The following is a 26076-nucleotide window of genomic DNA, read 5'->3' on the forward strand; positions in this document are numbered from 1 at the left end:
CGCTAGCCTGTCCCCCCTAATAGCCCGATCCCGGAAAGGAATCAGCGCATGTCCCTGTTAGTCCTCGGCCTCGTCCTGTTCATCGGTGTCCATTCGGTGTCCATCGTCAGCCATCAGTGGCGCGATGCCGCCGCCACCCGCCTGGGAGAGGGGGTCTGGAAGCTTCTGTACAGCATCGTGGCGGTTTGCGGCCTGGTCCTGATCGTCGCCGGCTACGGCATGGCGCGCCAGGATCCCAGCGTGCTCTACGTGCCCCCGGAGTGGCTGCGCCACCTGAGCATGCTGCTGCTGGTGTTCGTGTTCCCCATGGTCCTGGCGGCCTATCTGCCGGGACGGATCCAGACTACCCTCAAGCACCCCCTGCTGGTGGCGGTCAAGACGTGGGCCCTGGCCCACCTCCTGGTTAACGGGACCGTTGCCGACGTGGTCCTGTTCGGCGTCCTCCTGGTTTGGGCGGTGGCCGACCGCATCTCCCTCAAGCGCCGGCCCGCCCGGCCAGCGCCGTCGCTGCCCTGGACCAAGGCCAACGACGTGGTCGCCGTGGTCGGCGGCCTGGGCATCTATCTGGCCCTGGTCATGGGTGGCCATCAGTGGCTGTTCGGGGTGGGCGTAGCCACCTGATCCGGATCCAACCGGTTACCGACGACCCGGGGTCCAAAGCCGGCCCTGGGTAGTTTTTGCTTCAGGCCGCCCGGTTGCGCCAAGGCTGGCGCTCCCGCAAGCGCAGCACCACCACCGTCAGGGCAGGCAGGAAGGTCAGGGCGACGATGGCGGCGCCCAGGATGCCGAAAAGCACGATGGCGCCCATGCCCCGATAGAGCTCGGTGCCCTCCCCGGGGATGACCACCAGCGGTGCCAGGCCGAAGATGGTGGTGATGGTGGACATGGCGATGGGCCGCAGGCGTGCGCTGACCGCTTCGGCCACCGCCTCGCGGGCGGCCATGCCGGCTTCGCGGGCGTTTGCGGCGGCCCGGTGGACGATGAGGATGGGGTTGTTCACCACCGTGCCCATGAGGATCAAAAAGCCCAACATGGCGATCATGTCGAAGGGCTGGTGGATGGCGCTGAGCCCGACCAGGGGCAGGGCGGCGCCCACCCCGTTGAGTACCCACAGGCCCAGGATGCCGCCGGCCACGCCCAGGGGAATGGCGGTCATGATCAGCAGCGGATAGCCCCAGTGGCGGAATATGGCCACCATAATCAGGTAGATCAGGGCCCCAGCCACCAGGTAGTTGAATTGCAGGGCCTCCCGGGTGGCCTGGAGCTGGTCGCTGGCGCCGCTGATGGTCACCGACACGTCGCGGGGTATGTCGCCGGTGCGCCGGAGGTGATCGAGGACATCCGCGCGCACCCGGTCGATGCCGGTCTCCAGCGGCACGTCGCGGGGCGGAATGATATTGAGGGTAACGGTGCGCCGACCGTCGATGCGGCGCACATTGCTGGTGTCCACCGTCTCGCGGATGTCGGCCATGGCGGACAGAGGCAGAGTGGTGCCCTGCGGCGTGTGCACCGGGATCTGGTCCAGGCCGTCGAGGGCGATGTCAGGTCCCTGCTCACCGTAGAGGAAGATGTCGATCTTGTCGTCGTCGAGGAAGAACTCGTCGACGAAGGCGCCGTCGGTCAGGGCCGCTACCGTGAAGCCCAGCTCCGCAGCGTTCAGCCCCAGCTCGCTGGCCCGGTCCCAGTCCGGATGGACCTCCACCATGGGCTGGGACAGCGACAGGGTGGCCGGCCGGGCCTGGATGCGCGGGGTGTCGAAGATCGCCTGGGCGCGGTTGTAGGCGCTGCTCGCGGCGTCGTAGATGTGCGCCAGACGCGGCCCGGAGATGTCCAGGTTAATGGAGCGGGTGCCGCCCTCGTTGCTGGTGATGATGGAGCCACGCGAGGCGAAGGCGCGCATGCCCGGATAGGCCTCGAACCGCTTCTGGATTACGTCCATTAGCGCGAAGATATGGTCCGGATCCTTGGACTCGGCGATGACGAACACCTGCTGGGGCCGCACGAACATGATGAAGTAAGCCAGCGGTGGGATTTCGGTTTCGCCGCGCTCGAAGGCGGCCGGCTCTTTGTCCAGATGGGCCAGGAACTCGGCCTGGATCTCCTTGCCGATGGCGTGCATGGTCGCCAGGTTGTAGCCGGGCGGGGCGTTCATCTGGGCGAATGTCTTGGCCTCCTCGCCCTCAGGCAGGTATTCGGCGGGGGGAGTGAGCCAGGCGATGATGGCGAAGCTCGCCGCCACAATGGCGGCGATGGTAATGACCCGGCGGGGGCGGGTTGCGATGAGCCCGCGGATCCACGCCAGGACCTGGCCGCGCAGGCCGCGCGCGTCCAGGGCCTCCACCTCGCCGCTGCCGTGGTTACCGAAACTCAGTCGCGCGCTGCCGGTGGGAATGACGGTGATGGCCACCAGCATGGAGGCCAGGATGGAGGCGGATACGGCGATGGCCACGTCCGAATACAGCTGGCCCGCCTCCTGCTCGATGAACAGGATGGGCACGAACACCAGCACCGTGGTCAGGGTGGAGGCCAGAACCGCCGGCCACACCTTCTGCACCCCGGCCACTGCGGCGTCGAACCGGGCCCGGCCCTTGCGCCGCTCCAGCTCGATGCTCTCCAGCACCACAATGCTGTTGTCCAGGGTCATGCCGATGGCGAAAGCCACGCCGGCGAGGGAGATGACATTGATGCTGCGGCCCAGCGCCAGAAGCCCCAGGAAGGCGGCGATGGTGCACACGGGGATGCCGATCACGCCCACGGCGGTGGCCTGGCCCGAGCGCAGGAAGGCGAACATCACCAGGGTGGCCAGCAGGGCGCCGAGCCCCAGATTGAACCAGACGTTGCCCAGCGAGCTGGTGACGTAGCGCACGTCGTCGGTGGTCAGGGTGAGGCGCATGCCCGCGGGCTCGAGCAGCTCGCGGTTGATGGCCTCGATCTCGGGCAGCACCCCTTCCTTGATGTCGATGACGTTGGCGCCGCTCTCGCGGTTGATGGACAGCCGGATCACCGACTTGCCGTTGACGTAGGAGCGCTCGCGGATCTCGAAGTGGCCCAGCGAGACCTCGGCCACCTGGTGGAGGCGGGTGACGCTGTCGCCGCGGCGGGCCACGATCAGCTCGCGCAGGTCGTCGACGCTGTCGAAGCGGCCGATGGTGCGCAGCAGATAGCGCCGCTTGCCCGATTCGAGATCGCCGCCGGAGATGTCCTGGTTGCGCTCGACAATGGCCCGGCGCACCTGGGGCACCGTGAGGCTCCGCTCGGCCAGGCGGTCGGAGTCCAGGCGGATGCGGATCTGGCGCTCGGCGCCGCCGCCGACATCCACCTGCGACACCCCCTCCACGCTCTCCAGGCGCACCGCCACGTTGTCCTCAACAAAATCGCGCATCATGGTCATGTCCAGGCCGCGCGGGTTGCCCTCGAGCGGGGCCACGCGCAGGTACATGAACGAGTTCTGTGAGAACGAGGCGGCGTAGATGCGGGGCTGGTCGACGTTGTCGGGGTAGGAAGGGACCTGGCTTAGGGCGTTGTTGACCCGGATCAGGGTCTCGTTCATGTCCACCCCGTAGGGAAACTCCAGCTCGATCTCGGCCTCGCCGCTTGAGGCCCGCGAGACCAGGCGGTGCAGGCTGGCCAAGTTGCGCAGGTACTCCTCCTGCTCGACCAGGATCTCTTTCTCGATGTCCTGGGGGGTGGCCCCGGGCCAGCGGGTCTCCACGGTAACCGTGCGCACCTCCAGGTCCGGGATCATCTGCACCGGCAGGCCCAGGGCCGCCACCACGCCCAAAACGCAAAGGATGAGCACCACCACCGTGGTGATGATGCCGTTGCGGACAATGCCGGCGAACACGGCGCTAGTCCTCCCCGGTCAAGCGCACGCTCTGGCCCGGCTCGAGGGCCTCGTTGCCGCGGGTGACCACCCGGGCTCCGGCCTCGATTCCGGAGCGGATCTCCACCCGGCCGTCGAAGCTCAGCCCGGTCTCCACCGTCTGTTCGCGGGCAGTGGCCTCGCCGCCGTTCGCCACCGTCCATACCGTGACCCGGCCGTCGGGGTAGCGGAGGAGGGCGTCGCGGGGCACCACCACTCCCTCGCGGCCGGTGGCCAGGCGCAGAGTAGCGCGGGCCGACATGCCTGGGGTGATGGCCAGTTCGTCGGCCTCGGGATAGATGCGCACGGTGAAGGTGCGGGCCTCGGGATCGCTCACCGGGATGGTGGCACCCACGTAGGCGTCGATGGCCCGATTCCCCAGCGCCTCCAGGGAGACGGTAACGGGGGTGTCGGTGTCGATCCGGGGGTAGTGGGCCTGGGGGGCCGGGAAGTCCAGGCGCAGTCCGTCCATGGCCACCAGCTCCACCACCGCCGTGCCGGGGTCGATCCATTCTCCAGGAGCGGTGAGCTTGTCGCTCACCACGCCGTCGAATGGGGCCGCGATGCGATGGCGGGCAACGCGCTCTTGCTGGTGGGCGGCCTCGGCCTGCAGGCGCTGCAGGGCGGCTTCCTGGATGCGGACCTGGGCCTCCCGGGAGCGCACCTCGGAGGCGGGGATGTTCTTCTCCTGGGCCAGGCGGCGGGCCTCCTCCAGGCGACGGCGGGCGTCGGCGAGCTCGGCCTCGGCCTCGGCGACGGCGGCCCGGTCTCGGCGAAGCTGCAGGCTCGCCAGCTTCGGATCCAGCTCGGCCAGATCGGCGCCGGTCCCGACCCGGTCGCCGCTGTCGATGTGAACGCGCGCCACTTGCCCAGCCACCGAGGTGGAGACCCGCGCCACCCGGGGCGAGGTGACCGTCCCAGTTAGGCGGACCTCGCGCACGATAGGGGCGGTTTCGGCGGTGGCGGTGGCTACCTCGGGGGCGTCGTCCTGGGCCGGCGCTACAGGCGGCAAGGCCACAAGGCCCAGAAGGACCAGAGCGCGTAGCCCCATGCCGCGTAGAGAGGCGGCTGAATGGCGGAGCAAGGGGAACATGAAACCGGTGATTCTCAGGTCTGCGGGCTTTTTCGGGATTCTCACGCACAGCGAAGGAGCCGTCCATGCCGGGGTGCGCTCCCTCGCAGCTCCGGGCGCCGCCGGTGGTTAGAGAGATCTGCCTGGGACCAGGAGGCGGCGGTTCCTAAGATGCTCCGGCCGAGGTGTTAGGGCTACCGGTGGCCAGACCTGCCGCCTCCGGCCCCTCGGTCACCAGGCGCTCCTTGGTCGGCCTTGAGAGGGCTTTGATGGCTCGCTCCAGCTGGAGGGCGGTGCCTCGATCCAGACCGTCCAGCTGCCACAGGAGGCGTCGGGGGCCACCGGCCATGCGTACCGCACGCGCGCCGCGGCCGGCCTCGTGGTCCCGGTAGCGGGCCATGGGGTCGGTGGCAACGCCGGTGTAGTAGCTGCCGGCGGCGGTTTCGAGGATGTAGACGCTCCACTGGGCGGTCACGGCGGCTCCCGGGGATTTTGCCGCCAACTTACCACTCCCCCGCGGGTGAACGAAGCGAATACTTCGGCATCTAATCCGTTCTGCCCAGGATTGCCCTTTGTGGCAAAATGCCCGGTTACGTCACAGCCTTTATTTTTTGGTAGTCTCTTAACGGAATTCCGCATGGCTCTGATTACTTTGAAGAACGTCGAAGTCAGCGTAGGCGGCCCCCGACCCTTGCTGGAGGGGGCCGAGCTGGCCATCGAGCCCGGTGAGCGCATCTGCATCGTCGGCCGAAACGGCTCGGGCAAATCCACCCTGCTGCGGTTGCTCAACCAGGAATTCGAGCCTGACGAGGGTTCCATCCGCTTCCAGCCGGGCATCCGGGTGGCCAAGCTTACCCAGGAAGTCCCCGAAGGGACCGAAGGCTCCGTCTACGAGGTGGTCTCCCACGCCTTGGGGCATCTGGGCGACCTGCTTGCGGAATTCCACCACCTCAGCCAGAACCTGCACGCCGACGGTGCCGCCGAGCGCATGGGCCAGGTCCAGGCCCGGCTCGACGAGGAGGGCGGCTGGGACATCGGCACCCGGGTGGACGAGGTGGTTACCCGGCTGGATCTGGATCCCGAGGCCGACTTCAACCAGCTCTCCGGGGGGCTCAAGCGTCGCGTCCTGCTTGCTCAGGCCCTGGTGCGCCAGCCGGACGTGCTGCTGCTGGACGAGCCCACCAACCATCTGGACATCGACAACATCAACTGGCTCCAGGACTTCCTGCGTAACTTCGCCGGCGCCCTGGTGTTCGTCACCCACGACCGCAGCTTCTTGCAGGCCCTGGCCACGCGCATCGTGGAGATCGACAGGGGTGAGCTCGCCAGCTGGCCCGGGGACTACCATACCTACCTGCGCCGCCGGGAGGAGAAGCTCAACGCCGAGGCCCAGGAGCAGGCGCGGTTCGATAAGAAGCTGGCTGAGGAGGAGGCGTGGATCCGGCAGGGCATCAAGGCGCGGCGCAAGCGCAACCAAGGCCGCGTGCGCCAGCTCCAGGAGATGCGGGCCCAGCGCGCCGCCCGCCGCGAGCAGCAGGGCAACGTGCGCATGGAGGCGTCCCAGGCGGACAAAACCGGCAAGCGGGTGATCGAGGCCGAGGAGGTCAACTTCAGCTACGACGGCCAGCCCATCGTCCGGAACCTGACCACTACGGTCATGCGGGGTGACCGCATCGGCCTGATCGGCCCCAACGGCTCGGGCAAGACCACCCTGATCCGCCTGCTGCTGGGCGAGCTGGCGCCCGACAGCGGCACCGTGGACGTGGGCACCAACCTGCAGGTTGCCTACTTTGATCAGCAGCGGGCCCAGCTCGACGAGACCCGCACCGCCGCCGACAACGTCGCCGGGGGCCGAGAGCACGTCACCGTGGGCGGCAAGGACCGCCACGTCATCGGGTATCTGCAGGATTTCCTGTTCACACCAGATCGGGCGCGCTCACCCATCACCCGGCTGTCCGGTGGGGAGCGCAACCGCCTGCTGCTGTCCCGGCTTTTCGCCCAGCCCTCCAATGTCCTGGTGATGGACGAGCCCACCAACGACCTGGACATCGAGACCCTGGAGCTGCTGGAGGAGCTGGTGGCCGGCTACGAGGGTACGGTGCTGCTGGTCTCCCACGACCGCGCCTTCCTGGACAACGTCGTCACCAGCGTTCTGGTGCTCGAGGGCGAGGGCCGCGTTGCGGAGTACGTGGGCGGCTACAGCGACTGGCTGGAACAACGATCGCCGGCGCCGGCCAATGGGCAGCAGGGGGCCGCCGCCGACAATCCTCCCGCAACGGAAACCGCCAAGCCCAGGGCTCCCAAGGCGAGCCCCAAGGGGCTTAGCAACTGGGAGCGGCGCGAGCTGGACGAGCTGCCTGTCCGAATCGAGGATCTCGAAGGCCGTATCGAGGCCCTTACCGGCCGGTTGGGCGATCCAGCGGTGTACCAGGATGCGGCAACCGACCTTCAGGCGCTCCATAGCGAGCTGAGCGAGCTCCAGGCCGAGCTGGACAGCGCCTATCGGCGCTGGGAGGAGCTGGAGCAGAAGGAAGCCGGCTGAAAGCACTTGCTTGTCCCCGCTTGTCTTAGCGGCGTAGGCTGGCATGGGGGGCGTTTTGAAGGAGGGTGTCATGGCCGGTAGGCTGGTGAGGTTGTTGGTGCCCGTTCTGCTTCTGGTGCCGGGGGTGGGCGCCGGCGATCACCCCGGCAAGGGGCCCGAAACCCTTGTGGGCGTGCCCGCCGTGATGGTGGCGGTGGATTCCCTGGACGCCCACTTCCAGGGCAGCGCTGTCAGCGAGGAGGCGGTCCGCCGGGCGGTACGCTCGTCGCTGGAAGACGCCAACATCGCCACGGGTCACGCGGAGGACGCTGCCCGGCTGCATGTGCGTATCGAAAGCCGTCGGTCCAGCAGGCGCTTCCTGGCCCTGGCCATCGATCTGGAGCTGCGCCAGCCCGTCCGCCTCGACCGCGATCCAGAGCGGGTCTTCGCCGCCACCACCTGGAGTAACGCCGCCGTTTCCCCTCTGGAGATCGAAAACAGCGATGCCGTTCCCGAGCGGGTGGGCCGCTTCGTCGCCCATACCTTTGTGCGGGACTTCCGTGCCGCGAATAGCGACCAACCCTAGGCCAATGCCTTCCCTGCGGTCAGTCCCCGCCGCTTTCCTTGCTGGTTTGCTCCCCCTCCGGCCACTGCTGCGGGACCCGACGCAGGTCGTCGGTGTCGTAGCCCCGGTCGCGCAGGATCCCTACGAGGTTGTCGTAGCTTGCTTCGGATAGGGAAGGGGACCGAGCCATGACCCAGGCGTAGTCCCTGGCCCGCCTGCCGATGATGGTCCGGGTGTAGGTGTCGTCGAGGTAGACGATGCGGTACTCGAACCGGATCGGCCAGAAGAACTGCATGTCCCAGACCGCATTGCCCGACTCCGGCCGCACGAAGCCCATGGGGTGATAGGTGTAGACCTCGCCGTCGAAGCTCCCTTCCCGGAAACGGAAGGTAGTGGCGACCTGGCCATCTTCGGTCAGGCGATAGGATTCCACGGCATTGTGGGCGTTGGCCTCGAGGGGGGCGGGAACGTGGGCAATCACGTACCAATCCCCCATGAAACGCTCCAGATCGACACTGGCCGCCGTTTTGATGGGCGGCTTTTGCGCCGAGCAGGCCGCCAGGGCTAGTGCGGCGCCGATCAGGGTAAGCAAGGGCCGGATCCGGCTGAGGGAAGAAAGGCGGACAGGCATACGGGTCAGTCCTTATTTGAAGGATCGGCGAGGAAAGGGTGGGTTGCCAGTGTCTGGGGTGTCGGCTGCTTCCCGGTCGGCGCATCCGTTGGAAAATCCACCCGCACCCTCGGATTATCGCCTTCGGGTGTGCGCAGATTGGACGGCCCCACATAACGCAGTAGGCGAGCGCTGTCCGGGTGGTAATAGACCTCGACCGGTTCAGCCAGCCAACGCAGCCAGAAGCGGGCAGGCTCCAGGCGTAGGTGAAGAGCGGGCTGGTCCAGCACACGGGTTGTCGCTACCTTGCGTACCCGGAAAGGGTAGGCGGTGAGGCGTCCCGGAACCAGGAAGTCGAAAGTCGGCGCTCGGCCCGCCTGCAACGCCTCCAGGCGATCAGCCACAAGGCGATCGAATCCGGCGTCGGCGACAAGGTTATCGGGTCTACCCAGCGATTCGCTTTGGGTTTGGCCATCCCCCACGGGCCGGTAAAAGACCTGGATTCCCTCTTCCCCTTGGCGCAGGCCTTCGCGGTAGGCGTTGACGGTCATGCGTAGTTCGAAGCGGGGGGCGTACGGGGTGCCGGTGTAGTTCAGGTATTTTTCCGCCAGTTGCTTGCCATCACCCGTACGATAGACCACACGCTCCGTCGTCAAACGGCCTTCCTTAACGGTCTCGAAATGGTCCTCGCGATAAAGAAACGCCTCCGAATCCGGCGCGTAGGCGTAGCCCACCCGGTCGGGAACCGGGTCGTCCCCGGGTTCGCCGTGGCTAACACCTGCCAACAGCCATGCCCCGATCAGGGCCGACGCCCGCCTTTTCCATGACTGCCTCATGAGGGCCTTCCCCCCGGATCTCCGATTATATGGCTTGCCAGCGGCAAACCCCCTGTTGGCTCTTTCGGCCCGGCCAAACGGTCTGAAATCTTGGGTCTATCCCGCTGACTACGGTGTCGCCAAAGGCTTTCCAGGCCGCTGGCGAAGGGCGCGCATCGGTTCGCCCTTTTTCCCAATGGCCCTGCACGGCCCACTACGGCTCGGCCTGCGCCGATAGCGATCCCCCGCCTCCGCCAATCATGGGCCGGACCCGGCCTAAGGAGGCTCTCGGTGAGTCGGCCCAGAATCTGGCCCCGACCGTTACCGGTGTGGGGTGGCCGGGGTGACGCGGAAACCGCGTAGGCGCCGGATCTCGATGCGGGTCGCCTTGGTTTTAATCTCGTGGACCACGGGCCGAATGGCCGCAACCGGCTGGTTGACGAGCCCCTCCTCCAAAGTTGTCGGTAAGGAACGGGCCAGGGTGGTCTGCCCCAGCCAGCTCGCTCTGCACCCTTCCCTTTATAAAACGCTCAAAACGGTCTTTCAATATTTTGATTGGTAGGCGGTCCCGCTCCCTGGTGCGGTCCCAACCTCCCAAAAGATTCCCAATTGATAGAGGATAAAGATAATCCATTGACAGGCTGCCCCCGCTGTGTCCAAATCTAAAAACGGTCAAAACGTTTACAAGATAGGGGCTCAATGTTCTCTCCGCGCCAGACGGCAGCACTTCTCGGTGTCAGCGAATCCTCGGTGAAGCGCTGGGTAGACCGGGGCCGGATCCGGGCCGACCGCACCGCTGGCGGCCATCGCCGGATCCACCTGCCGGAGCTGGCGCGGTTCGTGCGGGAAGCTAAAATGGAGATCGAGCGTCCCGATCTGCTCGGCCTAGTGCCTAACCGATCGGAGCCGGAGGCCACGGGTCAGGGGGACAGCGACGAATTTCGCCAGGCCCTCCTCCAGGGCGCGGGAGACCAGGCCCGCACGCTGTTGATACGGGCATTCCTGGGCGGGGCATCGGTGCCGCGGCTTATCGACGAAACGTTGGCGCCTGCGCTTCGGAATGTGGCCGGTCTGTGGCAGCGCCGGGATGACGGTATCTTCCTGGAGCATCGGGCGGTAGGGGTCTGCGAGACGGCTCTGGAAGGGCTGCGGGGTTTGCTTTTCCGGCCCGGGCCGGATGCTCCGGTAGCGGTCGGCGGCGGGCCTGCCCTTGACCCCTATACCCTGCCGTCGCACCTGGCCGATACCACCTGGCAGGCGCAAGGGTGGCGGCCGTTGAATCTGGGGGCGTTCACGCCGGTGGAGGTGATGGCTGAGGCGGCCGTCACAGAGAACGCGGAGGCGGTGTGGCTGGCGGTTAGCAGCGCCGAAGGGCCAGAATCCGTAGGCGAGATGGCAGAAGCGCTTGTTTCAACGCTAAATGCCGCCGGCTGGCGGGGCCCGGTGGTAGTGGGTGGGCCAGCCTGCCGTAGGGGGACACCCGTGCTGCCTGCCCCCGCCTATCTAGTGCCGACCATGGTCGAGCTGGCGGCATTCGCCAAGGGGCTGAGCGACAACCGCGCGATGATGGATGGCAGGCCGTAAACCGGGCGCGGACCTAAATAAATGTCTATGGCGGGTAACGGCCCGCAAAACTCGGGCGATTACCGGCCCTCGGCCGGGGCCGCTCAGAGCGAAGGAGTAACCAATGAGCAGCGAAGCCAACACCAGCAAGTATTCGGCCCTCGCCCCTAATGGACCGGATACCATGACGAACGGTGGCCCCGGTGAGCTGATGGCTCTGGATGGCCGCATCGCGGAAAGCATCAATGGCCTAGGCCGGTTTCTAAGTGATGATCCGTACCGGTCCCCGTCCCCGTCCCCGGGACCGGTACCGATCAATGCCGAGGTTCCCCCGGGGGATGACGGCGGGGGCCCGGATTCCGGCCGGCTAGCAGTTAACGAGATCGACGGGGAATTCGGTGGCATCATCGATCAACCTGTGAACGATGACATCGGCGCCATGGACGCCTCTCTGGATCGGGGCCTGGAACGCTTGTTGCAAGAGAGAGCTGCCGACGAGCCGGCCGTTGCGGCCAGCGGTCGGCAGCTCGGCTCTTGAAGCCAGGCAGGGAGGCTGCCATGTTGGCTCGATCTTGGACCCGCTGGCTGGTCGGTGACGGTCCGGGCGAGGCCGACCCGCTGGCGGGCGGGCCGGTCCTGACGGCGACGCGCTGGGCGGGGTTCGTTGGCTTCCATCTGGCCTGTCTGGGTGTGATCTGGGTGGGAATTTCGGCGACTGCGGTGGCGGTGGCGGGCGCTTTATACCTGCTGCGCATGGGATTCATCACCGCCTTCTATCACCGTTACTTCAGTCACCGGGCTTTCCGTACCTCCCGTCTTTTCCAGTTCCTCATGGCGCTGGCGGGCTGCACCGCCGCCCAGCGGGGCCCGTTGTGGTGGGCCGGCCATCACCGTCGCCATCACGCCCAGTCGGACGGCCCAGGAGATGTCCATTCCCCCGTTCGGGTGGGCTTCTTCCGCTCCCACATGGGCTGGTTTCTAGCTCCGGAGAACTACGCCACGCCCTGGCGCTATGTCTCGGATTGGCGCCGCTATCCGGAGCTGGTGTGGCTCAACCGCCTGGAGGTCCTGCCGGTGGTGGCCTTGGCGGCAAGCCTGTATGGGCTGGGCGAGGCCCTGGCGAACTGGGCCCCTGCCGCCGCCACCAACGGTCCGCAGCTTCTTGTCTGGGGTTTTGTCGTCTCCACCGTCGCGGTCTATCACGGTACCTACACCATCAATTCCCTGGCCCACCTGTGGGGATTTCGGCGGTTCGCTACCGCCGACGAAAGCCGCAATAACGCCTTGCTCGCCCTACTAACTCTGGGCGAGGGCTGGCACAACAATCACCACTATGCCCCGGGCAGCGCTAGCCAGGGCTTCCGCTGGTGGGAGCTGGATATCACCTGGCTGGTCCTGCGGGGGCTAGCAGCGGTGGGCCTGATCTGGGACCTGCGCCCGGTGCCCCAGAAAGCCAGGCAGGCGTCGTCTGCCTCAGCACCCCTGTCCGGGAGGATGCGACAATGACTGGCCAGCGCATCGCTGTGGTCGGTGCCGGGGTCTCCGGTCTGGTGGCCGCCGACCGCCTGTCTCGGCATCACCAAGTCACCCTGTTCGAGGCCGAGTCCCGTCCTGGCGGTCATACCCATACCGTGACGGTGGACGCGGCCGAGGGTCCGCACCGTGTGGATACGGGCTTCATCGTGTTCAACCCGGCCAACTACCCCCGGTTCACCGCTCTGCTGGACGAACTGGGCATCGGATCCCGTCCTTCGGAAATGAGCTTTAGCGTGCGCTGCGACCGCACTGGTGTCGAATGGGCAGGGGCGGATTCGCTCAACCGCGTGTTCGGCCAGCGGCGCAATCTGGTTCGACCGGGGTTCTATCGCTTGCTAGCCGACCTGGTGCGATTTGCCCCGGCCGCCCGGGCGGTGGCGGCCGAACCCGACGACCATCGCACGGTGGGGCAGTTCGTGGCCGAAAACCGTTTCGGCCGCAGTTTCGTGGACCACTACCTCCTGCCCCTTGGGGCGGCGCTGTGGTCATGCCCCACAGGGCGCTTTGCCGAGTTCCCTATCCGCTTCGTTGCCGAGTTCCTGGCCAACCACGGCATGCTGGAGCCGCTCGGTGCCCGCCCGCAGTGGCGCACCGTCGTGGGCGGCTCAGATCGCTATGTGGACGCTCTGCTGGCCCGCTTCCCCGGGGGGTTGCGCCTGGGGACACCCATCCGGCGAGTTCATCGCAGCGAACAAGAGGTGGTGGTGGCGCGGCAAGACGGCGGTTCCGAATGCTTCGACGAGGTGGTCCTGGCCTGCCACGCGGATCAGGCGCTGGGCCTGCTGGATCGGCCCACGGAAACGGAGCAAAAGGTGCTGGGTGCCTTCCCTTACGAGGCCAACGAGGCAGTGCTGCATACCGACACTTCCGTGCTGCCTCGGGCCCAGCGCACCTGGGCCGCCTGGAACTACCGCCGGCCGGCGGTAGGGGAGGACGGGGTCTCGGTGACCTACAATATGAACATCCTTCAAGGCCTGGCGGCCCGGGAGGTCTACTGCGTCACCCTCAATGAGGGCGGCGAGGTGACGTCCGACCGGATTATCGCCCGCATGACCTACCATCACCCGCTTTTCACCAGCGAACGGGCCCGCGCCCAGGCGCGACACCCCGATCTGCTCCGGGCCCATCGCACATCCTTCTGCGGTGCCTACTGGGGCTATGGTTTCCACGAAGACGGCGTGCGCAGCGCCTTGGCAGTGGCCGATGCCTTTGACCCTGCCAAGTCCCGGGAGGAAGCGGCATGATCCGGCAAAGCGCCATCTACCAGGGAACCGTGGTCCACCGGCGGTCCACGCCGGTGGACCACACTTTCCGCTACCGGGTGAGCTATCTCTATCTCGATCTGGCTGAGTTGGACACCGCCTTTGCCCGGCGCTGGCTGTGGTCGGTGGACCGCTTCAACCTGGCCGCCTTCCACCGCGCCGACCACCTGGGCGATCTGGAAAAGCCGCTGGAAACATCCGTCCGCGACCTGGTGGCCGAACGCACCGGCTGGCGCCCGGAAGGGCGCATTTGCCTGCTCACCCTGCCGCGGTACTTCGGTTACGGCTTCAATCCGGTGAGCTTTTACTACTGCTGGAGCCCTTCTGGAGACTCCTTGGAGGTCATCGTGGCCGAGGTCAATAACACCCCGTGGGGGGAGCGCCACTGCTACGTGCTGGATCCGGCAGAGAGCCTCAAGCCTCGGGGGCATCGCTTCCGTTTCGACAAGGCCTTCCATGTCTCGCCCTTTTTGGCCATGGGCTATACCTATGATTGGCGCTTTAACGCGCCCGGGGAAGACCTGGCCGTGGTCATGCGCAACGAGCATGACGGCGGGCTCGACTTCGAGGCAGCCATGGCGCTCGAGCGCCGGCCGCTGACCGGCCTCCAGCTGGCACGCGCCCTGGTGGCCTATCCGTTTATGACCGGCAAGGTGGTTGCCGCAATCTATTGGCAGGCCCTGCGTCTCTGGTGGAAAGGGGTGCCTTTCCACCCCCATCCGGAGTCCGGACAGAAGCCGCCGACCTCTACCAAGCGGGGATCGTCATGAGCTGGGATAAAGCCGTTTCCGCTGCATCCCCTGGTGAAGCTCCCTTGGGGCCGATCGACCGAGCCGCACGTGGGCTCATGCTGCACCGGCTGGCCGGCCTAAGGGCGGGCCACATCACGGTGGCCGATGCCTCCGGCGAGGTCGCCGCCGGTGTCGGTGATGCCGCCCCGGACCTCACTGTGCGCATAACCGTCTATCGGCCCCGGTTCTACCGCCGGCTGCTCACCGGGGGCAGCCTCGGGGCCGCCGCCGCCTACCTGGACGGCGACTGGGACTGCGACAACCTGGCGGGCCTGTTCCGTGCCAGCCTGCGCGGCCTCGGCCGCAATGACATGGAAGGCGCTAGCACCCTCACCGCGCTGGGCGCGAGGGGCTGGCACTGGCTGCGCCGCAACACCCCGGCCGGCAGCCGGCGCAACATCCGCGACCATTACGACTTGGGCAACGACCTTTTCGCCCTTTTCCTGGATGACTCCATGACCTATTCCAGCGGCATCTTTCCGGAAGCCGAGGCCAGCCTGGAGGCGGCCCAGACCCACAAGCTCGACCGCATCTGCCGCAAACTGGCTTTGGGACCGGAGGATCACGTCCTGGAAATCGGCACCGGTTGGGGCAGTTTCGCCATCCATGCCGCCGGCCAATACGGCTGCCGGGTGACCACCACCACCCTGTCCCAGGCCCAGTACGAGGAGGCCGCCGCCCGGGTTACCGAGGCCGGCTTGGACGACCGGGTGACCCTGGTTCAGGCGGATTACCGCGAACTCACGGGTCAGTTCGACAAGCTGGTAGCCATCGAGATGATCGAGGCGGTAGGCGCCGACCATCTGGAGCCCTTTTTCCGGCACTGCGCGCAGCGCCTGACGCCACAGGGCCGCATGCTGCTCCAGGTGATCACGACCGGTGAGCAATACTACGCTGACTACCTGCGCTCGGTGGATTTCATCCAGCGTTATGTGTTTCCGGGCAGCCATTGCCCCTCGCTGGGAGCCATGGTGGCTGCGGCAGGGGCCGGTAGCGACTTCCGCCTGACCCATGTGGAAGACCTTACCCCCCACTACGTCGAGACCCTACGGGCCTGGCGCCGTCGCTTTTTCCAGCGGCGGGAGGAGGTCCTGGGATTGGGCTATCCGGAGCGCTTCCTGCGGCTTTGGGACTACTATTTGCAGTATTGCGAGGCCGGGTTCGCCGAGCGCCATATCGGCGACCTGCAGGTGATGCTGGCCCGGCCTTTGGCACGGGGCGAGGAACTGCCCTCCGAACTGCCCCAACCCGGGGAGGCCACACCATGAACGCGCCGACCACACCGTGGCTGCTGTTCAACCTCGGGGTTCTGAATGCGGGGTGGTTCGCCTGTGTCCTGGGCAATGCCTACGGCGTCCCCCTTGTCGGTCCCGCGGTGGTGGCCGTCCTGTTGGCTGCCCACCTGGGCCTAATGGCCCCGGAGCTCCGGTGGCGGGAGGTGGCCATACTGCTTTTGGCGGGCGCGGTGGGCTATGCGGGTGATTCGGCGCTGGTCATGGCCGATGCCATCGGTTTCGATCCGGGCAGCGGACCGGGAGCGCCCACCAAGCTGTGGATGGTCGCCATGTGGTTGAATTTCGCCACCGCCCTTAACAGTGCCCTTTACTGGCTCGCCGGGCGCCCCATTCTGGCGTCGCTGCTGGGCGCGGTGGGCGGACCGCTTGCCTACCTCGGTGGCGCCCGGCTGGGGGCCCTGGTCTTCCCCGCGGGGGATGGCTGGGCACTGGTCCTGATCGCACTGGAGTGGGCCCTGGCCATGCCGCTTTTGCTGGCCCTTAACCGCTGGTTGGGCCGCCGTTTCCGGCGGGCTGGTGCCGGTCTCAATGCGGAGGTGTCCCGATGAGCATCTGGGTGCTGCTGGGCTGGGGGTGGCTGGGTATGGCCGTTCTCATGGCGGGATTGTGGTACGGCCAGTGGCGCTCCCGAAACGCGGGCATCGTGGACGTGGCCTGGGCCGCGGGGGTGGCGGTGCTGGCGGTGGGATACGCCGTCGCCGGCGAAGCCGGGGACCCCGCCCGCCGCCTCCTGATCGCCGTCATGGCCGGTCTGTGGGGGCTCCGCCTGGCCGGGTACTTGGCCCGACGGGTGAGCGCCGAGGCCGAGGACGGGCGCTACCGGGCCCTGCGGGAGGCTTGGGGCAAGCGCACCCAGCCCTACATGTTCCTGTTCTTCCAGATCCAGGCGCTGTGGGCGGTGATGTTTTCCCTACCCATCCTGATCGCGGCGCGCAACCCGGCGCCCGGGCCCGCCTGGTACGACTGGCTGGGCGTCGCCATCTGGGTCCTGGCCCTAGGCGGCGAATCACTGGCCGACCGGCAACTGGCGCGCTTCCGGCGGGACCCCGCCAATCGCGGCGGGGTGTGCCAGCAAGGCCTGTGGCGTTACAGCCGCCACCCCAACTATTTTTTCGAGTGGCTGCACTGGTGGGCCTACGTCGCGATGGGCCTGGCCGGGCCATTCGGGTGGGTGACGCTGGCCGGCCCGGCGGTGATGCTATTCTTCCTGCTCAAGGTGACCGGGGTGCCGCCGACTGAAGCCCGCGCCCTGGAGAGCCGCGGCGAAGCCTACCGGGCCTATCAGCGCACCACCAATGCCTTCTTCCCGGGGCCGCCGCGGCCCCAATCCGGAGGTGAAAACCGATGACCACAGTCGCCCCCCTGATGCGCTCCGCCATCGACTGGATGGAGCGCGGCCACCTGCCCGACGCCGTCATTCGAGCCGGCATCAGGCGACTGTTGCGCCAGCGGCTAGCGGAGGAGGCTGACGGCTCGCCTGAGCAGCGCCTGAACCGCAACCAGGCCTTTATCCAGACCATGGGCGAGGGCCCCCTGGCCCCGCTGCCCGAGAAGGCCAACGAACAGCATTATGAGCTGCCGCCGGCGTTCTTCGACGGGGTGCTTGGTCACCGACGCAAGTACAGTGGCTGCTTGTGGCGCCCGGGGGAAGAGGATCTGGACGCCGCCGAGGACGCCGCCCTCGCCGAGACCTGCTATCGGGCCGATCTTCGGGACGGGCAGCGCATCCTGGAGCTTGGCTGTGGCTGGGGCGCATTGACCCTATGGATGGCGCAGCATTACCCGAACAGCCGCATCACCGCCGTTTCCAACTCGGCCCCGCAGCGGGAGGCCATCCTGGCCCGGGCCGAGGACGCCGGACTGGACAATGTGGAGGTGATCCAGGCCGACATGAACGTGTTCGACACCGATGATCGCTTCGATCGGGTGGTCTCGGTGGAGATGTTCGAGCACATGCGCAATTGGCACATGCTGCTGGCGCGTATCCACGGGTGGCTGGTGCCAGGTGGGCGTCTTTTCGTCCACTATTTCTGCCATGCAAAGCAGGTCTATCCCTTCACTACAGAGGGTGTCGGCGATTGGATGGGTCGGCATTTCTTCACCGGCGGCATCATGCCCAGCGATGACCTCATGTTGCACTTTTTGGGGCCCCTGCGGCTGGTGGGGCGCTGGCGCTGGGACGGCACGCATTACGCCGCTACCGCCGAGGCCTGGCTGGCCAACCTCGACAGCCGGACAAGCGAAATCATGCCGGTTTTGGAGGCCACCTACGGTACCGGTGAGGCCGAGCGGTGGCGCCATCGCTGGCGGGTGTTCTTCATGGCCTGCGCCGAGCTGTTCGGGTTCCGGGAGGGCAGCGAATGGTGGGTGGCCCACTATCTGCTCGAGCGACCCGCATGAGGGCAGGCTTCCACCAAGTTGGCATGGCGCCCATCATGGCCCGCCAACTTGCGGCGATTTCGGCCCCTGGCGGTCGGCGCTTCATCTCAGGGGAATCCTCGTGTTGCTAGGACTGTTTGGTTGGTCAGGAGGGAGCAAGGCTGGGCAACTGGTGGTGGGGGGTGCCGCCCCCGGCTTCGAGCTGGTGGACCAAGACGGCGAGCTCCGGCGGTTGGCGGATTACCGGGGGCAGTGGCTGGTGCTGTATTTCTACCCCAAGGACGACACCCCCGGTTGTACCACCGAGGCCTGCAACTTCCGGGATGACGTGCCGCGTCTGCGTCGTATGGAAACGCGGGTGCTGGGCGTGAGCGTCGACAGCCGTAACAGTCACGCCGCCTTCGCCGAGGAGCACCACCTGCCGTTTCCCTTGCTGTCCGATCGCGACGGCGAGGTGGCCCGCGCCTACGGGTCCTACGTGGGCCTGGGGCCGATCCGCTTCGCCAAGCGCAATACCTTCATCATCGATCCCGACGGCAGCATCGCCCGCATTTACCGCAAGGTGAAGCCGGCGACCCACAGCGACGAAGTGGTGACGGCGGTGGCCGAGCTTCAGGAGAGCGACGGCTAAGACGACGGCTCAGTCCTCCAGCCGGTCGCTGACCTCGCGCCACAGGTCGCGGAAGGCGCGCGCAGCGGTGGAAGAGCGAGCGAACTCGAACAGCGGTGCGCGCGCCTCGCCCATCTTCTCCACCGTGGAGGCGTAAGGTATGTGCTGGTCGAGCATAAGCACTCGTTTGTCAGATTCGGCCGCCATGGTCTCCTGATGCATTCGCTTGCGCCGGTCCACCATGGCGAAGAACGGCCAGGTAGGTACCCGGATATCGTTGTCGTCCATGAAGTCCAGAAGCTGTTCCAGCGTGCGCAGTGACAGGGTGGTCGGGATGGTGGGCACGAGCAGGGCGTCGGCGGCGCGGAAGATGTTCTCCGAGACCACCGAGACACTGGGCGGGCAGTCCAGGATCACCAGGTCGTAATCGTCGCCCAGCTGCTTGAGACGCTTGCGCAGCTGGTTGGCAGGCTTCTTGGTGTCGCCGAACAGGAGATCCATGTTGCGGTAGTCGAAGTCGGCCGGGACCAGGTCCAGATTGTCGAAGTCGGTACCCTTGATGGCCTCGTCCAGGTCGCGCTTGCCGCCCAGGACCTTCTTGGTGCCCTTCACCTTGGGCTTGATGCGGAAGTAGAAGGTGGCCGCCGCCTGCGGGTCGAGGTCCCAGACCAGAGTGCGCCGGCCGGCGCGCGCCGCGAGGTAGGCGAGGTTGACGGCGGTGGCGGTCTTGCCGACGCCGCCCTTGTTGTTATAGACGCCCAGGATCCTCATGCGCGTTTCTCCTCTCTGGCCGGTTTGAACAGCGCCTTGTAGGCCTTGCAGTTGGCCGGGGCGTCGAAGTCGGCGAAGCGGGAAGCGAATTGGCCCCGGACGCGCGCTTGATGCTCAAGGAGGTCGTCCACCAGGGCACCCATGGCCATGAGGGTGTCGGCGCCGGCGCTGCCCTCGGCGGCCATGGCCTCGGCGTCCTCCCGGATCTTGTGGGCGTGCACCTCCAAGTCCTGGAACTCGCCCAGGTTGTCCAGCAGGGCCTTGATCGCCTTGATCAGGGGCTGCATGTCGCCGCGTGGATAGAGGTCCTGAAAGAACTCCATGAGGTAGCGAAGCTTCTTGCAGCTCTTGCGCAGCTCGTGGATTTCTTCGTGGGGGCTATCCTCGGTGATGGCCCGGCCCTCCTTGATCACCCGCCGGAACATCTTCCAGATGCGCTCGTCGGCCACTACCTTGGCCGGTCGCCGGGCGTTGAGGGTGTCCGGGTGGGTGGGTAGGGGACGCTCCAGGAAGGCCCGCCAGTCCTTGAGCAGCTTGCGGAAATGGGGCGAGGCCAGGCGCTTGGCGAGTATCTGCTGCTCCTCGCGCTGGCGGCGCTCGAGAAAGGCCCGGAAGGGCTCGAGCCCGCCCTGCATGGTCGCCGGCACGCGCGCCCGGTAATCGTCAAAGCCGAGCAGGAACACGTCCAGGTCGCGGGTGGGGCCGGTGATCTGACCCAGCCAGCGGAAGCGCTCCTTGAAGTCGGTCAGCGGATCGGGCGGGAACACGCCCTTGATCTGGGTGAGGGCGGAGCGGGTGCGCCGGGTGGCTACCCGAAGGTCGTGCAGGAACTCGGAGTCCAGATCGGCGCGGGCGCCCTCCACGTTGGCCTCCAGGGTGTCCAGCAGGTGGCGGTGGATGCGGCGGGCCGCCTCCACCGCCGTTATCTCGGGCTGCAGGCCCACGTCGATCTTGGAGGAGTAGTCCCCCGGGCGGCGCCCTAGCGCCGTTACGGTCTCCTCCAATAGGCTGCTGTCGGTGGGGCGCACTCCCTCCATCTCTGCCAGCGCACCGGCCACTGCCTCCCGCTCGCGGTCGTAGCCTTTCACCGCTTGCAGCGTCAGCCGGGGTTTGAGGCCATGCTCCGCGCCGGGACGCCGACCCTTATCCGGCGGCACCGGCGTTCCCTCCGGGATGCGGGCGTCGGCCTCCGCCAGGTGCATTTTCACCACGGTCTTGTCGTCCTCGTTGAGCACCGCCAGCCGGCGGATGGTCCGCGTGACTTCCGCCACCGGCAGCAGGGCGCGGATCTGGGAGGCCTTGAGGACTTCGTCGCGCAGGGGACCCTCGGGGAGATCCTGGGGCCAGTGGGGCATTGTCGCTACCGGCGTCCAGGCCGTGGTCTCGCCCCCCGCGGTCTCGCGCACCGCCAGCAGCTCGGTGCCGTCGCGGTCGATACGCAGCGGGCCGCCCTTGGTGGTTAGGCGCCAGTCGTAGGAATCCATGTAGGTGCTTGACGCCTCCCGCACGGGTTCGGCGCGGAGGTTGAAGGGGGAGGGGAGGTGCTTCCCGATGGCCTCGGTGGAAGGCACGTCCTCCAGCCAGAAACTGCGGGTCATAGGGGAGGAACCCTCGCTTGCGGGCTAGATACTCAGTGTCCCAGATTAGCACCCGCTGCCCACAGGATTATTACAGGATTGCGAAACGGTGCCGCGAAGGAGCAGCCGCCGGCTCAGATCGCCTTGCCCGCAGCGTGGCCCGAGGCCCACGCCCACTGGAAGTTGTGGCCGCCCAGGTGGCCGGTGACGTCCACCACCTCGCCGATGAAATACAGCCCCGGGTAGCGCTTGCATTCCAAGGTCTTGGAGGAGAGCTCGGCGGTGTCCACGCCGCCGAGGGTCACCTCGGCAGTGGGGTAGCCTTCCGTGGCCGCGGGATAGATGGTCCAGCGGTGGATCAGGTCGCCCGCCTTCGCCAGATCTGCCTGGCTGAGCCGGGCCAGGGAGCCGTCCGGCAGCCACAGCTCGCCCCAGCGCTGGGCGAGGCGTTTGGGCAGGAAGTCGGCGAGCAGGTTCTTGAGGTGGAGATTGGGATGGTTGGGCCGCGCCGCCGCCACCAACTCTTCCAGGTCGGTGCCGGGCAGCAGGTCGATGGCGACCGCCTCGCCCTCGGTCCAGTAGGAGCTGGCCTGTAGCACCGCCGGGCCCGACAGCCCCTTGTGGGTGAGCAGCAGGGCCTCGCGGAAGCAGGCGCCGCCGGCGCAGACCTCGGCGTCCACGGAGATCCCAGCCAGGTCCCCAAGCTGCTTCTGCCTGCGCTTGCCCAGCACGAAAGGCACCAGCGCGGCGCGCGTGGGCTTGATCTGCAGCCCCAGCCGCTCGGCGAACTCCAGACCGAAGGGGGTGGCGCCCATGCGCGGAATGGACAGGCCCCCGGTGGCGATCACCAGGGAGTCGGCGGTAAACGGCCCATCGGGGGTGTCGATCCGGTGGGGCGGTCCCACCGCGACATCGGTGACGGTGACGCCGGTGTGGACGTTCACTCCGCCGGCCTGGCACTCGGCCAGAAGCATTCGGACGATGTCGTAAGCCTTGCGGTCGCAGAACAGTTGGCCGGCCGTCTTCTCGTGGTAGGGAATGCCGTGGCGCTCCACCAGGGCGATGAAGTCCCACTGGGTGTAGCGGGCCAGGGCGGATTTGGAGAAGTGGGGGTTGGCCGAGATGAAGTGCCCGGGGCCGGAGTCGAGATTGGTGAAGTTGCACCGGCCGCCGCCGGACATGAGGATCTTCTTGCCCACCCGCCGGGCGTGCTCCACCACCAGCACCGAGCGCCCGCGCTGGCCGGCGGTAGCGGCGGCCATGAGGCCCGCGGCGCCGGCGCCGATGATGATGACGTCGTAGTGGGTCACGGTTGGCGCGGGTGGTTGTGGATGGCGGCAGGATACCGTACCGCGGCGGCCAGCGTCGCTGTCAGCTGCCAGGGTTCATTCGCCAAGCGTTGTGGGCTAGCCTCGGCGGGAAGCCTTTTATTCAGCGCCCCCGACCCTGCCCGCCATTGCGAGCCGCCATGATCCCGATTTCGTCGTTATTGCCCGCACTCCCGGCAGTAGGGTTGGGCCTCGGCCTATTGGCCGCGTCCGCGGCCGCCCTGGCCCGCTGCCCGGAGGCCGACACTGCCGCTGTCCACGAGGTTGCCGGTCAGGTGGGTGAACAGCTGGCCGTGGGTAGCGAGGTCACGGTGGAGGGCGTGGTCACCGGGGAATTCCTAGGGGAGGACCGCCTCGATGGCTTCTTTATTCAGGGGCCCGGGCTGGCCCCGGACGGCAAGCCCTCGGGCCTGTTCGTGTACGCCCCGGACCTGGATGGGGCTGCCGCCGACCGTATCGAGCCGGGACGTCGGCTGCGCCTGCGGGGCCGCACCGGGGCCTTCCACGGCCGGCCTCAGCTGGAGGAGCTGGACGGGATCAAGGACTGCGGTGACGGCAAGGTGCGAACCGTCAATGTGCGCCTGCCCCTGGATCGGCCCGAGCGTTTCGAGGGCGTGCGGGTCGCCTTGCAGCGGCCACTGATGGTAACCGGCAACCACGAGCTGGGGCGCTACGGCACGCTTGAGCTGGCCGCTGGGGGGCGGGCCTTCCAGCCCACCAATTTCCCGGCGGGCGAAGGACCCCCGGATTCGGCCCGCCGGCAGCGGCGCCTCTTGCTGGACGACGGTAGCTACAATCGCCAGCCGGAACCGATTCCTTATCTGAACGAGGCCGGCACCCGCCGGGCGGGTTCCCGAGTAGCGGGACTGATCGGGATCGTGACCAGGGCCTTCGAGGAATGGCGGCTCCATCCCACTGAGCCGCCCGGCTTCCGGGAGGCCAACCCAAGGCCCGATCCCTTGCGTCCGCCGGGTCCCGACCAGCTGCGAGTTGGTGCCTTCAATCTAGATAATTATTTCCTCGCGGGAGCCGAGCGGGGTGCGGGGTCAGCACCGGCCCTGCGTCGGCAGCGGGCCAAGCTCCTCGCCGCCTCCGCCCGTTTGGATGCCGATGTCCTCGCCCTCATGGAGATTGCCAACCGCGATGCCGCCGTGGCGGATTTCGTCAAGCGGTTACGGCGCCATACCGGCGAGCCCTGGCGGCGTCTGGCGGTGGAGGCAACGGAGGGAGCCGAGCTGCGCGTGGCACTGGCCTACCGCCGCGACCGGGTTTCCCCCACCGGCAACAGCCAGAGGGACAGGCGAGTGGTGCACAACCGGCCGCCAGTGGTGGCGGGCTTCGAGCCCCACGGGGGCGGAGCCCCCTTCGCCGTGGCGGCGGTGCATTTCAAGTCCAAGGGCGGGTGTCCTGAGGCGGGCGATACCGACCGCGGCCAGGGCTGCTGGAACCGGCGGCGGACGGAGCAAACCCGGGCTCTTACCGCCTTCCTGAAGGGATGGCGGCGTGAAGGCGGGGCTCCCGCGCTCGTCGCCGGTGATATCAATGCGTACGGGGGTGAGGATCCGGTGCGGGCTTTGGACGCGGCCGGCTACACCGACCTGATCGCCGAGCGGTTGCCCCCCCGTCGGCGCTACACCTTCGTCTACCACGGCGAGGCGGGCTACCTGGACCACCTGCACGCCCCCGGCTCGCTGGCCGAGCGGACCACCGCTGTCCATCTGTACCCCATCAACGCCGACGAGCCGTCCTTCCTGGCCTACGATCGGGGTGGGGAAAAGGACCGGTATTTCGCCCCCGATGCCTTCCGCGCCTCGGACCACGATCCGGTGGTGGTGGACCTCCTGCGCCGTCCCCCCGACCCTCAGCCCTGACCCCCCCAGCGGGCCCGTACTGCTGCTCCCAGGCCTAAGAGCAGGGCCAATGCCGCCAGGGGCCCGACCGTTGCTGGCCGGAACAGTCCATAAGCAGTAGCGGCGGTTACCATCGCTCCCACGGCGTGGGCGAATACGGCGGATTTGAGCCCCAGGCCGATCACGGCTGCCGCGATATAGGTGGGCAGGGGCAGGCCTAGGAGTCCGCCGCCGTAGTTCATGACCGAGTGGGGGAAGCCGGGCAGGGCGCGCAGGGCGCATTGGGCGAGGAAACCGCCATTGCGGGCCAGGATACGGAAAGGCGGCGAGCCCTGCAGCCGGTGCCGCCACTCCGCCCCCAGCCATCCGGCCACCCCGTAGCCACCCAGGGCGCCGCCGACGCTGCCGGCGGTGAGTATGGTCGTGGCGGCAGGCCAGTTGTGGAAAGGGGCCACCGCCCATAGCATCAGGCTTCCGGGCAAAGCCAGCGCGAACAGCAGGATCTGGAGGGCGATAGCGGCGGCGATGCCGAGTGGCCGGTTGATGGCGTCGTCGGCATAGGCAGCGATGGTACCGGCGGCCAGCGGCCGCCACCAGGCCAAGAAGACGCCCATCGCGAATAGGGCAAACAGAAGGATCCAGCGGAGGCGGTGACTTCTCAAACCGCCGCCTTGGGTAAGGGCTTTCCGCAGGCTGGGGGGGCGTAAGCGCCTGCGGTATCATTGCCGCCTCTTGAAAGGTCCTTGCTGCTTGCCATTGAAATCACGGAGGAATGCATGCGGAGTGGTAGGGAAGGCGACTGGCGGTCCCGGCTGGGGCAATGGGTGGAATCACAGCGCATCCAGCGCCTGATCACCGTTTTGATCCTGGTCAACGCCGTGACCCTGGGCCTGGAAACCTCCGACCGTGCCATGGCGGCTGCCGGTGGTCTTCTGACCGTTCTGGACCGGGCCGTGGTGGCGGTGTTCGTGGTTGAGATCGCGTCCAAGCTCGTTGCCTTCCGCGCCGGGTTCTGGCGCTCCGGGTGGAACGTCTTCGATTTTGTGGTGGTGGCAGTGTCGGTGATCCCGGCCGGGGAGCAGTTCGCCGTCCTGCGCGCCCTGAGGGTGCTGCGGGTGCTGCGCCTGACCACCGTGGTACCCCAGATGCGGCAGGTGGTGGGCTCGCTGCTAGGGGCCCTGCCGGGCATGGCCTCCATTGTGGGCGTCTTGGTGCTGATCTTCTATGTCGCCGGGGTCATGGCCACCAAGCTTTTCGGCGACCGCTTCCCCGACGATTTCGGCAGTATCGCCATTTCCATGTACACCCTGTTCCAGATCATGACACTGGAGAGCTGGTCCGAGGCCATCGTGCGCCCAGTGATGGAGGTGTACCCCTACGCTTGGCTGTTCTTTATCCCCTTTATCGTGATCACCGCCTTCGCCGTGCTCAATCTGTTCATGGCCCTGATTGTGGATTCCATGCAGAAGCTGCACGAGGCCGAATGGGAGGAGGAGCGGGCCGAGATCGAAGATGTGGGCGCGCGTGAGCGCGCCGCCATCGAGGGTGAGGTGGCCGCTCTCAGGGAAGAGGTGCAAGGGCTTCGCCGCGATCTGGCCGAGGATGGCGCAGCCGCCGAACCAGATGGCACGGGGGAGCAGGACCCGGGCTGAAGACGCTATTCGGGAGG

The 26076-nt window shown here is 67.1% G+C and carries 24 protein-coding genes; 15 read left to right on the top strand and 9 right to left on the bottom strand.

Annotated elements, in window-relative coordinates:
* Positions 1-48: 48 nt before the first annotated feature.
* Positions 49-621 (top strand): NnrU family protein, encoded by a 573-nt coding sequence (locus V5A19_RS05485; RefSeq protein WP_332318266.1) that lies wholly within the window; start codon positions 49-51, stop codon positions 619-621.
* 61 nt (positions 622-682) lie between these two features.
* Here V5A19_RS05485 and V5A19_RS05490 read toward each other — a convergent pair whose 3' ends face one another.
* The 3 genes from V5A19_RS05490 to V5A19_RS05500 form a co-directional block, all read right to left on the bottom strand.
* On the bottom strand, positions 683-3844 hold the full coding sequence (locus V5A19_RS05490; protein WP_332318265.1) for an efflux RND transporter permease subunit: 3162 nt from the start codon (positions 3842-3844) through the stop codon (positions 683-685).
* A 4-nt stretch (positions 3845-3848) separates the two neighbouring features.
* On the bottom strand, positions 3849-4955 hold the full coding sequence (locus tag V5A19_RS05495) for an efflux RND transporter periplasmic adaptor subunit (RefSeq protein WP_332318264.1): 1107 nt from the start codon (positions 4953-4955) through the stop codon (positions 3849-3851).
* Positions 4956-5100: 145 nt separating this feature from the next.
* Positions 5101-5409: a GIY-YIG nuclease family protein gene (locus V5A19_RS05500; RefSeq protein WP_332318263.1), complete on the bottom strand. Its 309-nt coding sequence runs from the start codon at positions 5407-5409 to the stop codon at positions 5101-5103.
* Between the two features lie 162 nt (positions 5410-5571).
* Between V5A19_RS05500 and V5A19_RS05505 the strand changes: the two genes are divergently transcribed.
* Together V5A19_RS05505 and V5A19_RS05510 are read left to right on the top strand one after the other, a co-directional pair.
* Positions 5572-7476 (top strand): ATP-binding cassette domain-containing protein, encoded by a 1905-nt coding sequence (locus V5A19_RS05505; RefSeq protein WP_332318262.1) that lies wholly within the window; start codon positions 5572-5574, stop codon positions 7474-7476.
* Positions 7477-7546: 70 nt separating this feature from the next.
* Positions 7547-8041 (top strand): hypothetical protein, encoded by a 495-nt coding sequence (locus V5A19_RS05510; protein WP_332318261.1) that lies wholly within the window; start codon positions 7547-7549, stop codon positions 8039-8041.
* A gap of 19 nt (positions 8042-8060) precedes the next feature.
* On the opposite strand, the gene V5A19_RS05515 is transcribed toward V5A19_RS05510, so the two are convergent.
* Together V5A19_RS05515 and V5A19_RS05520 are read right to left on the bottom strand one after the other, a co-directional pair.
* The gene (locus V5A19_RS05515; RefSeq protein ID WP_332318260.1) at positions 8061-8651 is read right to left on the bottom strand and encodes a lipocalin family protein; all 591 of its coding nucleotides are present in this window, start codon (positions 8649-8651) and stop codon (positions 8061-8063) included.
* Between the two features lie 5 nt (positions 8652-8656).
* The gene (locus V5A19_RS05520; RefSeq protein ID WP_332318259.1) at positions 8657-9466 is read right to left on the bottom strand and encodes a hypothetical protein; all 810 of its coding nucleotides are present in this window, start codon (positions 9464-9466) and stop codon (positions 8657-8659) included.
* Positions 9467-10144: 678 nt separating this feature from the next.
* Between V5A19_RS05520 and V5A19_RS05525 the strand changes: the two genes are divergently transcribed.
* From V5A19_RS05525 to V5A19_RS05570, 10 genes are all read left to right on the top strand, one after another.
* Complete coding sequence (locus V5A19_RS05525) at positions 10145-11029, top strand: helix-turn-helix domain-containing protein (protein ID WP_332318258.1); 885 nt, start codon at positions 10145-10147, stop codon at positions 11027-11029.
* Between the two features lie 103 nt (positions 11030-11132).
* Positions 11133-11546 carry a hypothetical protein gene (locus V5A19_RS05530; RefSeq protein WP_332318257.1) on the top strand — a complete coding sequence of 138 codons (414 nt, stop codon included), beginning with the start codon at positions 11133-11135 and terminating at the stop codon, positions 11544-11546.
* 20 nt (positions 11547-11566) lie between these two features.
* On the top strand, positions 11567-12514 hold the full coding sequence (locus V5A19_RS05535) for an acyl-CoA desaturase (RefSeq protein ID WP_332318256.1): 948 nt from the start codon (positions 11567-11569) through the stop codon (positions 12512-12514).
* Positions 12511-13788, top strand: a complete 1278-nt coding sequence (locus V5A19_RS05540) for an NAD(P)/FAD-dependent oxidoreductase (protein WP_332318255.1) — start codon at positions 12511-12513, stop codon at positions 13786-13788. The genes V5A19_RS05535 and V5A19_RS05540 overlap by 4 nt, the downstream gene beginning before the upstream one ends.
* On the top strand, positions 13785-14576 hold the full coding sequence (locus V5A19_RS05545) for a DUF1365 domain-containing protein (protein ID WP_332318254.1): 792 nt from the start codon (positions 13785-13787) through the stop codon (positions 14574-14576). Before V5A19_RS05540 ends, V5A19_RS05545 begins: the two co-directional genes overlap by 4 nt.
* A 77-nt stretch (positions 14577-14653) precedes the next feature.
* Positions 14654-15865, top strand: a complete 1212-nt coding sequence (locus V5A19_RS05550; protein WP_332318252.1) for a cyclopropane-fatty-acyl-phospholipid synthase family protein — start codon at positions 14654-14656, stop codon at positions 15863-15865.
* Positions 15862-16440, top strand: a complete 579-nt coding sequence (locus tag V5A19_RS05555; RefSeq protein WP_332318251.1) for a DUF2878 domain-containing protein — start codon at positions 15862-15864, stop codon at positions 16438-16440. The genes V5A19_RS05550 and V5A19_RS05555 overlap by 4 nt, the downstream gene beginning before the upstream one ends.
* Entirely contained in the window at positions 16437-17240 is an 804-nt protein-coding gene (locus V5A19_RS05560) for a DUF1295 domain-containing protein (protein ID WP_332318250.1), read from the top strand. The genes V5A19_RS05555 and V5A19_RS05560 overlap by 4 nt, the downstream gene beginning before the upstream one ends.
* Positions 17237-18292, top strand: a complete 1056-nt coding sequence (locus V5A19_RS05565; protein WP_332318249.1) for an SAM-dependent methyltransferase — start codon at positions 17237-17239, stop codon at positions 18290-18292. The genes V5A19_RS05560 and V5A19_RS05565 overlap by 4 nt, the downstream gene beginning before the upstream one ends.
* 151 nt (positions 18293-18443) lie before the next feature.
* A complete protein-coding gene (locus V5A19_RS05570; protein ID WP_332318248.1) occupies positions 18444-18902 on the top strand; it encodes a peroxiredoxin in 459 nt (152 codons plus the stop codon).
* A gap of 9 nt (positions 18903-18911) precedes the next feature.
* Here the strand turns inward: V5A19_RS05570 and V5A19_RS05575 are convergent, their stop codons facing one another.
* The 3 genes from V5A19_RS05575 to V5A19_RS05585 form a co-directional block, all read right to left on the bottom strand.
* Positions 18912-19652: a ParA family protein gene (locus V5A19_RS05575; RefSeq protein WP_332318247.1), complete on the bottom strand. Its 741-nt coding sequence runs from the start codon at positions 19650-19652 to the stop codon at positions 18912-18914.
* A complete protein-coding gene (locus V5A19_RS05580; protein WP_332318246.1) occupies positions 19649-21250 on the bottom strand; it encodes a CYTH and CHAD domain-containing protein in 1602 nt (533 codons plus the stop codon). The genes V5A19_RS05575 and V5A19_RS05580 overlap by 4 nt, the downstream gene beginning before the upstream one ends.
* A gap of 113 nt (positions 21251-21363) precedes the next feature.
* Entirely contained in the window at positions 21364-22539 is a 1176-nt protein-coding gene (locus tag V5A19_RS05585; protein ID WP_332318245.1) for an NAD(P)/FAD-dependent oxidoreductase, read from the bottom strand.
* Positions 22540-22757: 218 nt separating this feature from the next.
* On the opposite strand from V5A19_RS05585, the gene V5A19_RS05590 reads away from it, so the two are divergent.
* Positions 22758-24428, top strand: a complete 1671-nt coding sequence (locus V5A19_RS05590) for an ExeM/NucH family extracellular endonuclease (RefSeq protein WP_332318243.1) — start codon at positions 22758-22760, stop codon at positions 24426-24428.
* Here the strand turns inward: V5A19_RS05590 and V5A19_RS05595 are convergent.
* Positions 24419-25069, bottom strand: coding sequence for a VTT domain-containing protein (locus tag V5A19_RS05595; RefSeq protein ID WP_332318242.1), 651 nt, complete (start codon positions 25067-25069; stop codon positions 24419-24421). The two genes, V5A19_RS05590 and V5A19_RS05595, sit on opposite strands and share 10 nt — an antisense overlap.
* Before the next feature lie 114 nt (positions 25070-25183).
* Between V5A19_RS05595 and V5A19_RS05600 the strand changes: the two genes are divergently transcribed.
* Entirely contained in the window at positions 25184-26059 is an 876-nt protein-coding gene (locus V5A19_RS05600; RefSeq protein ID WP_332318241.1) for an ion transporter, read from the top strand.
* Positions 26060-26076: the final 17 nt, after the last annotated feature.

This window comes from Thiohalorhabdus sp., from assembly GCF_036628635.1.
Lineage (GTDB): Bacteria > Pseudomonadota > Gammaproteobacteria > Thiohalorhabdales > Thiohalorhabdaceae > Thiohalorhabdus.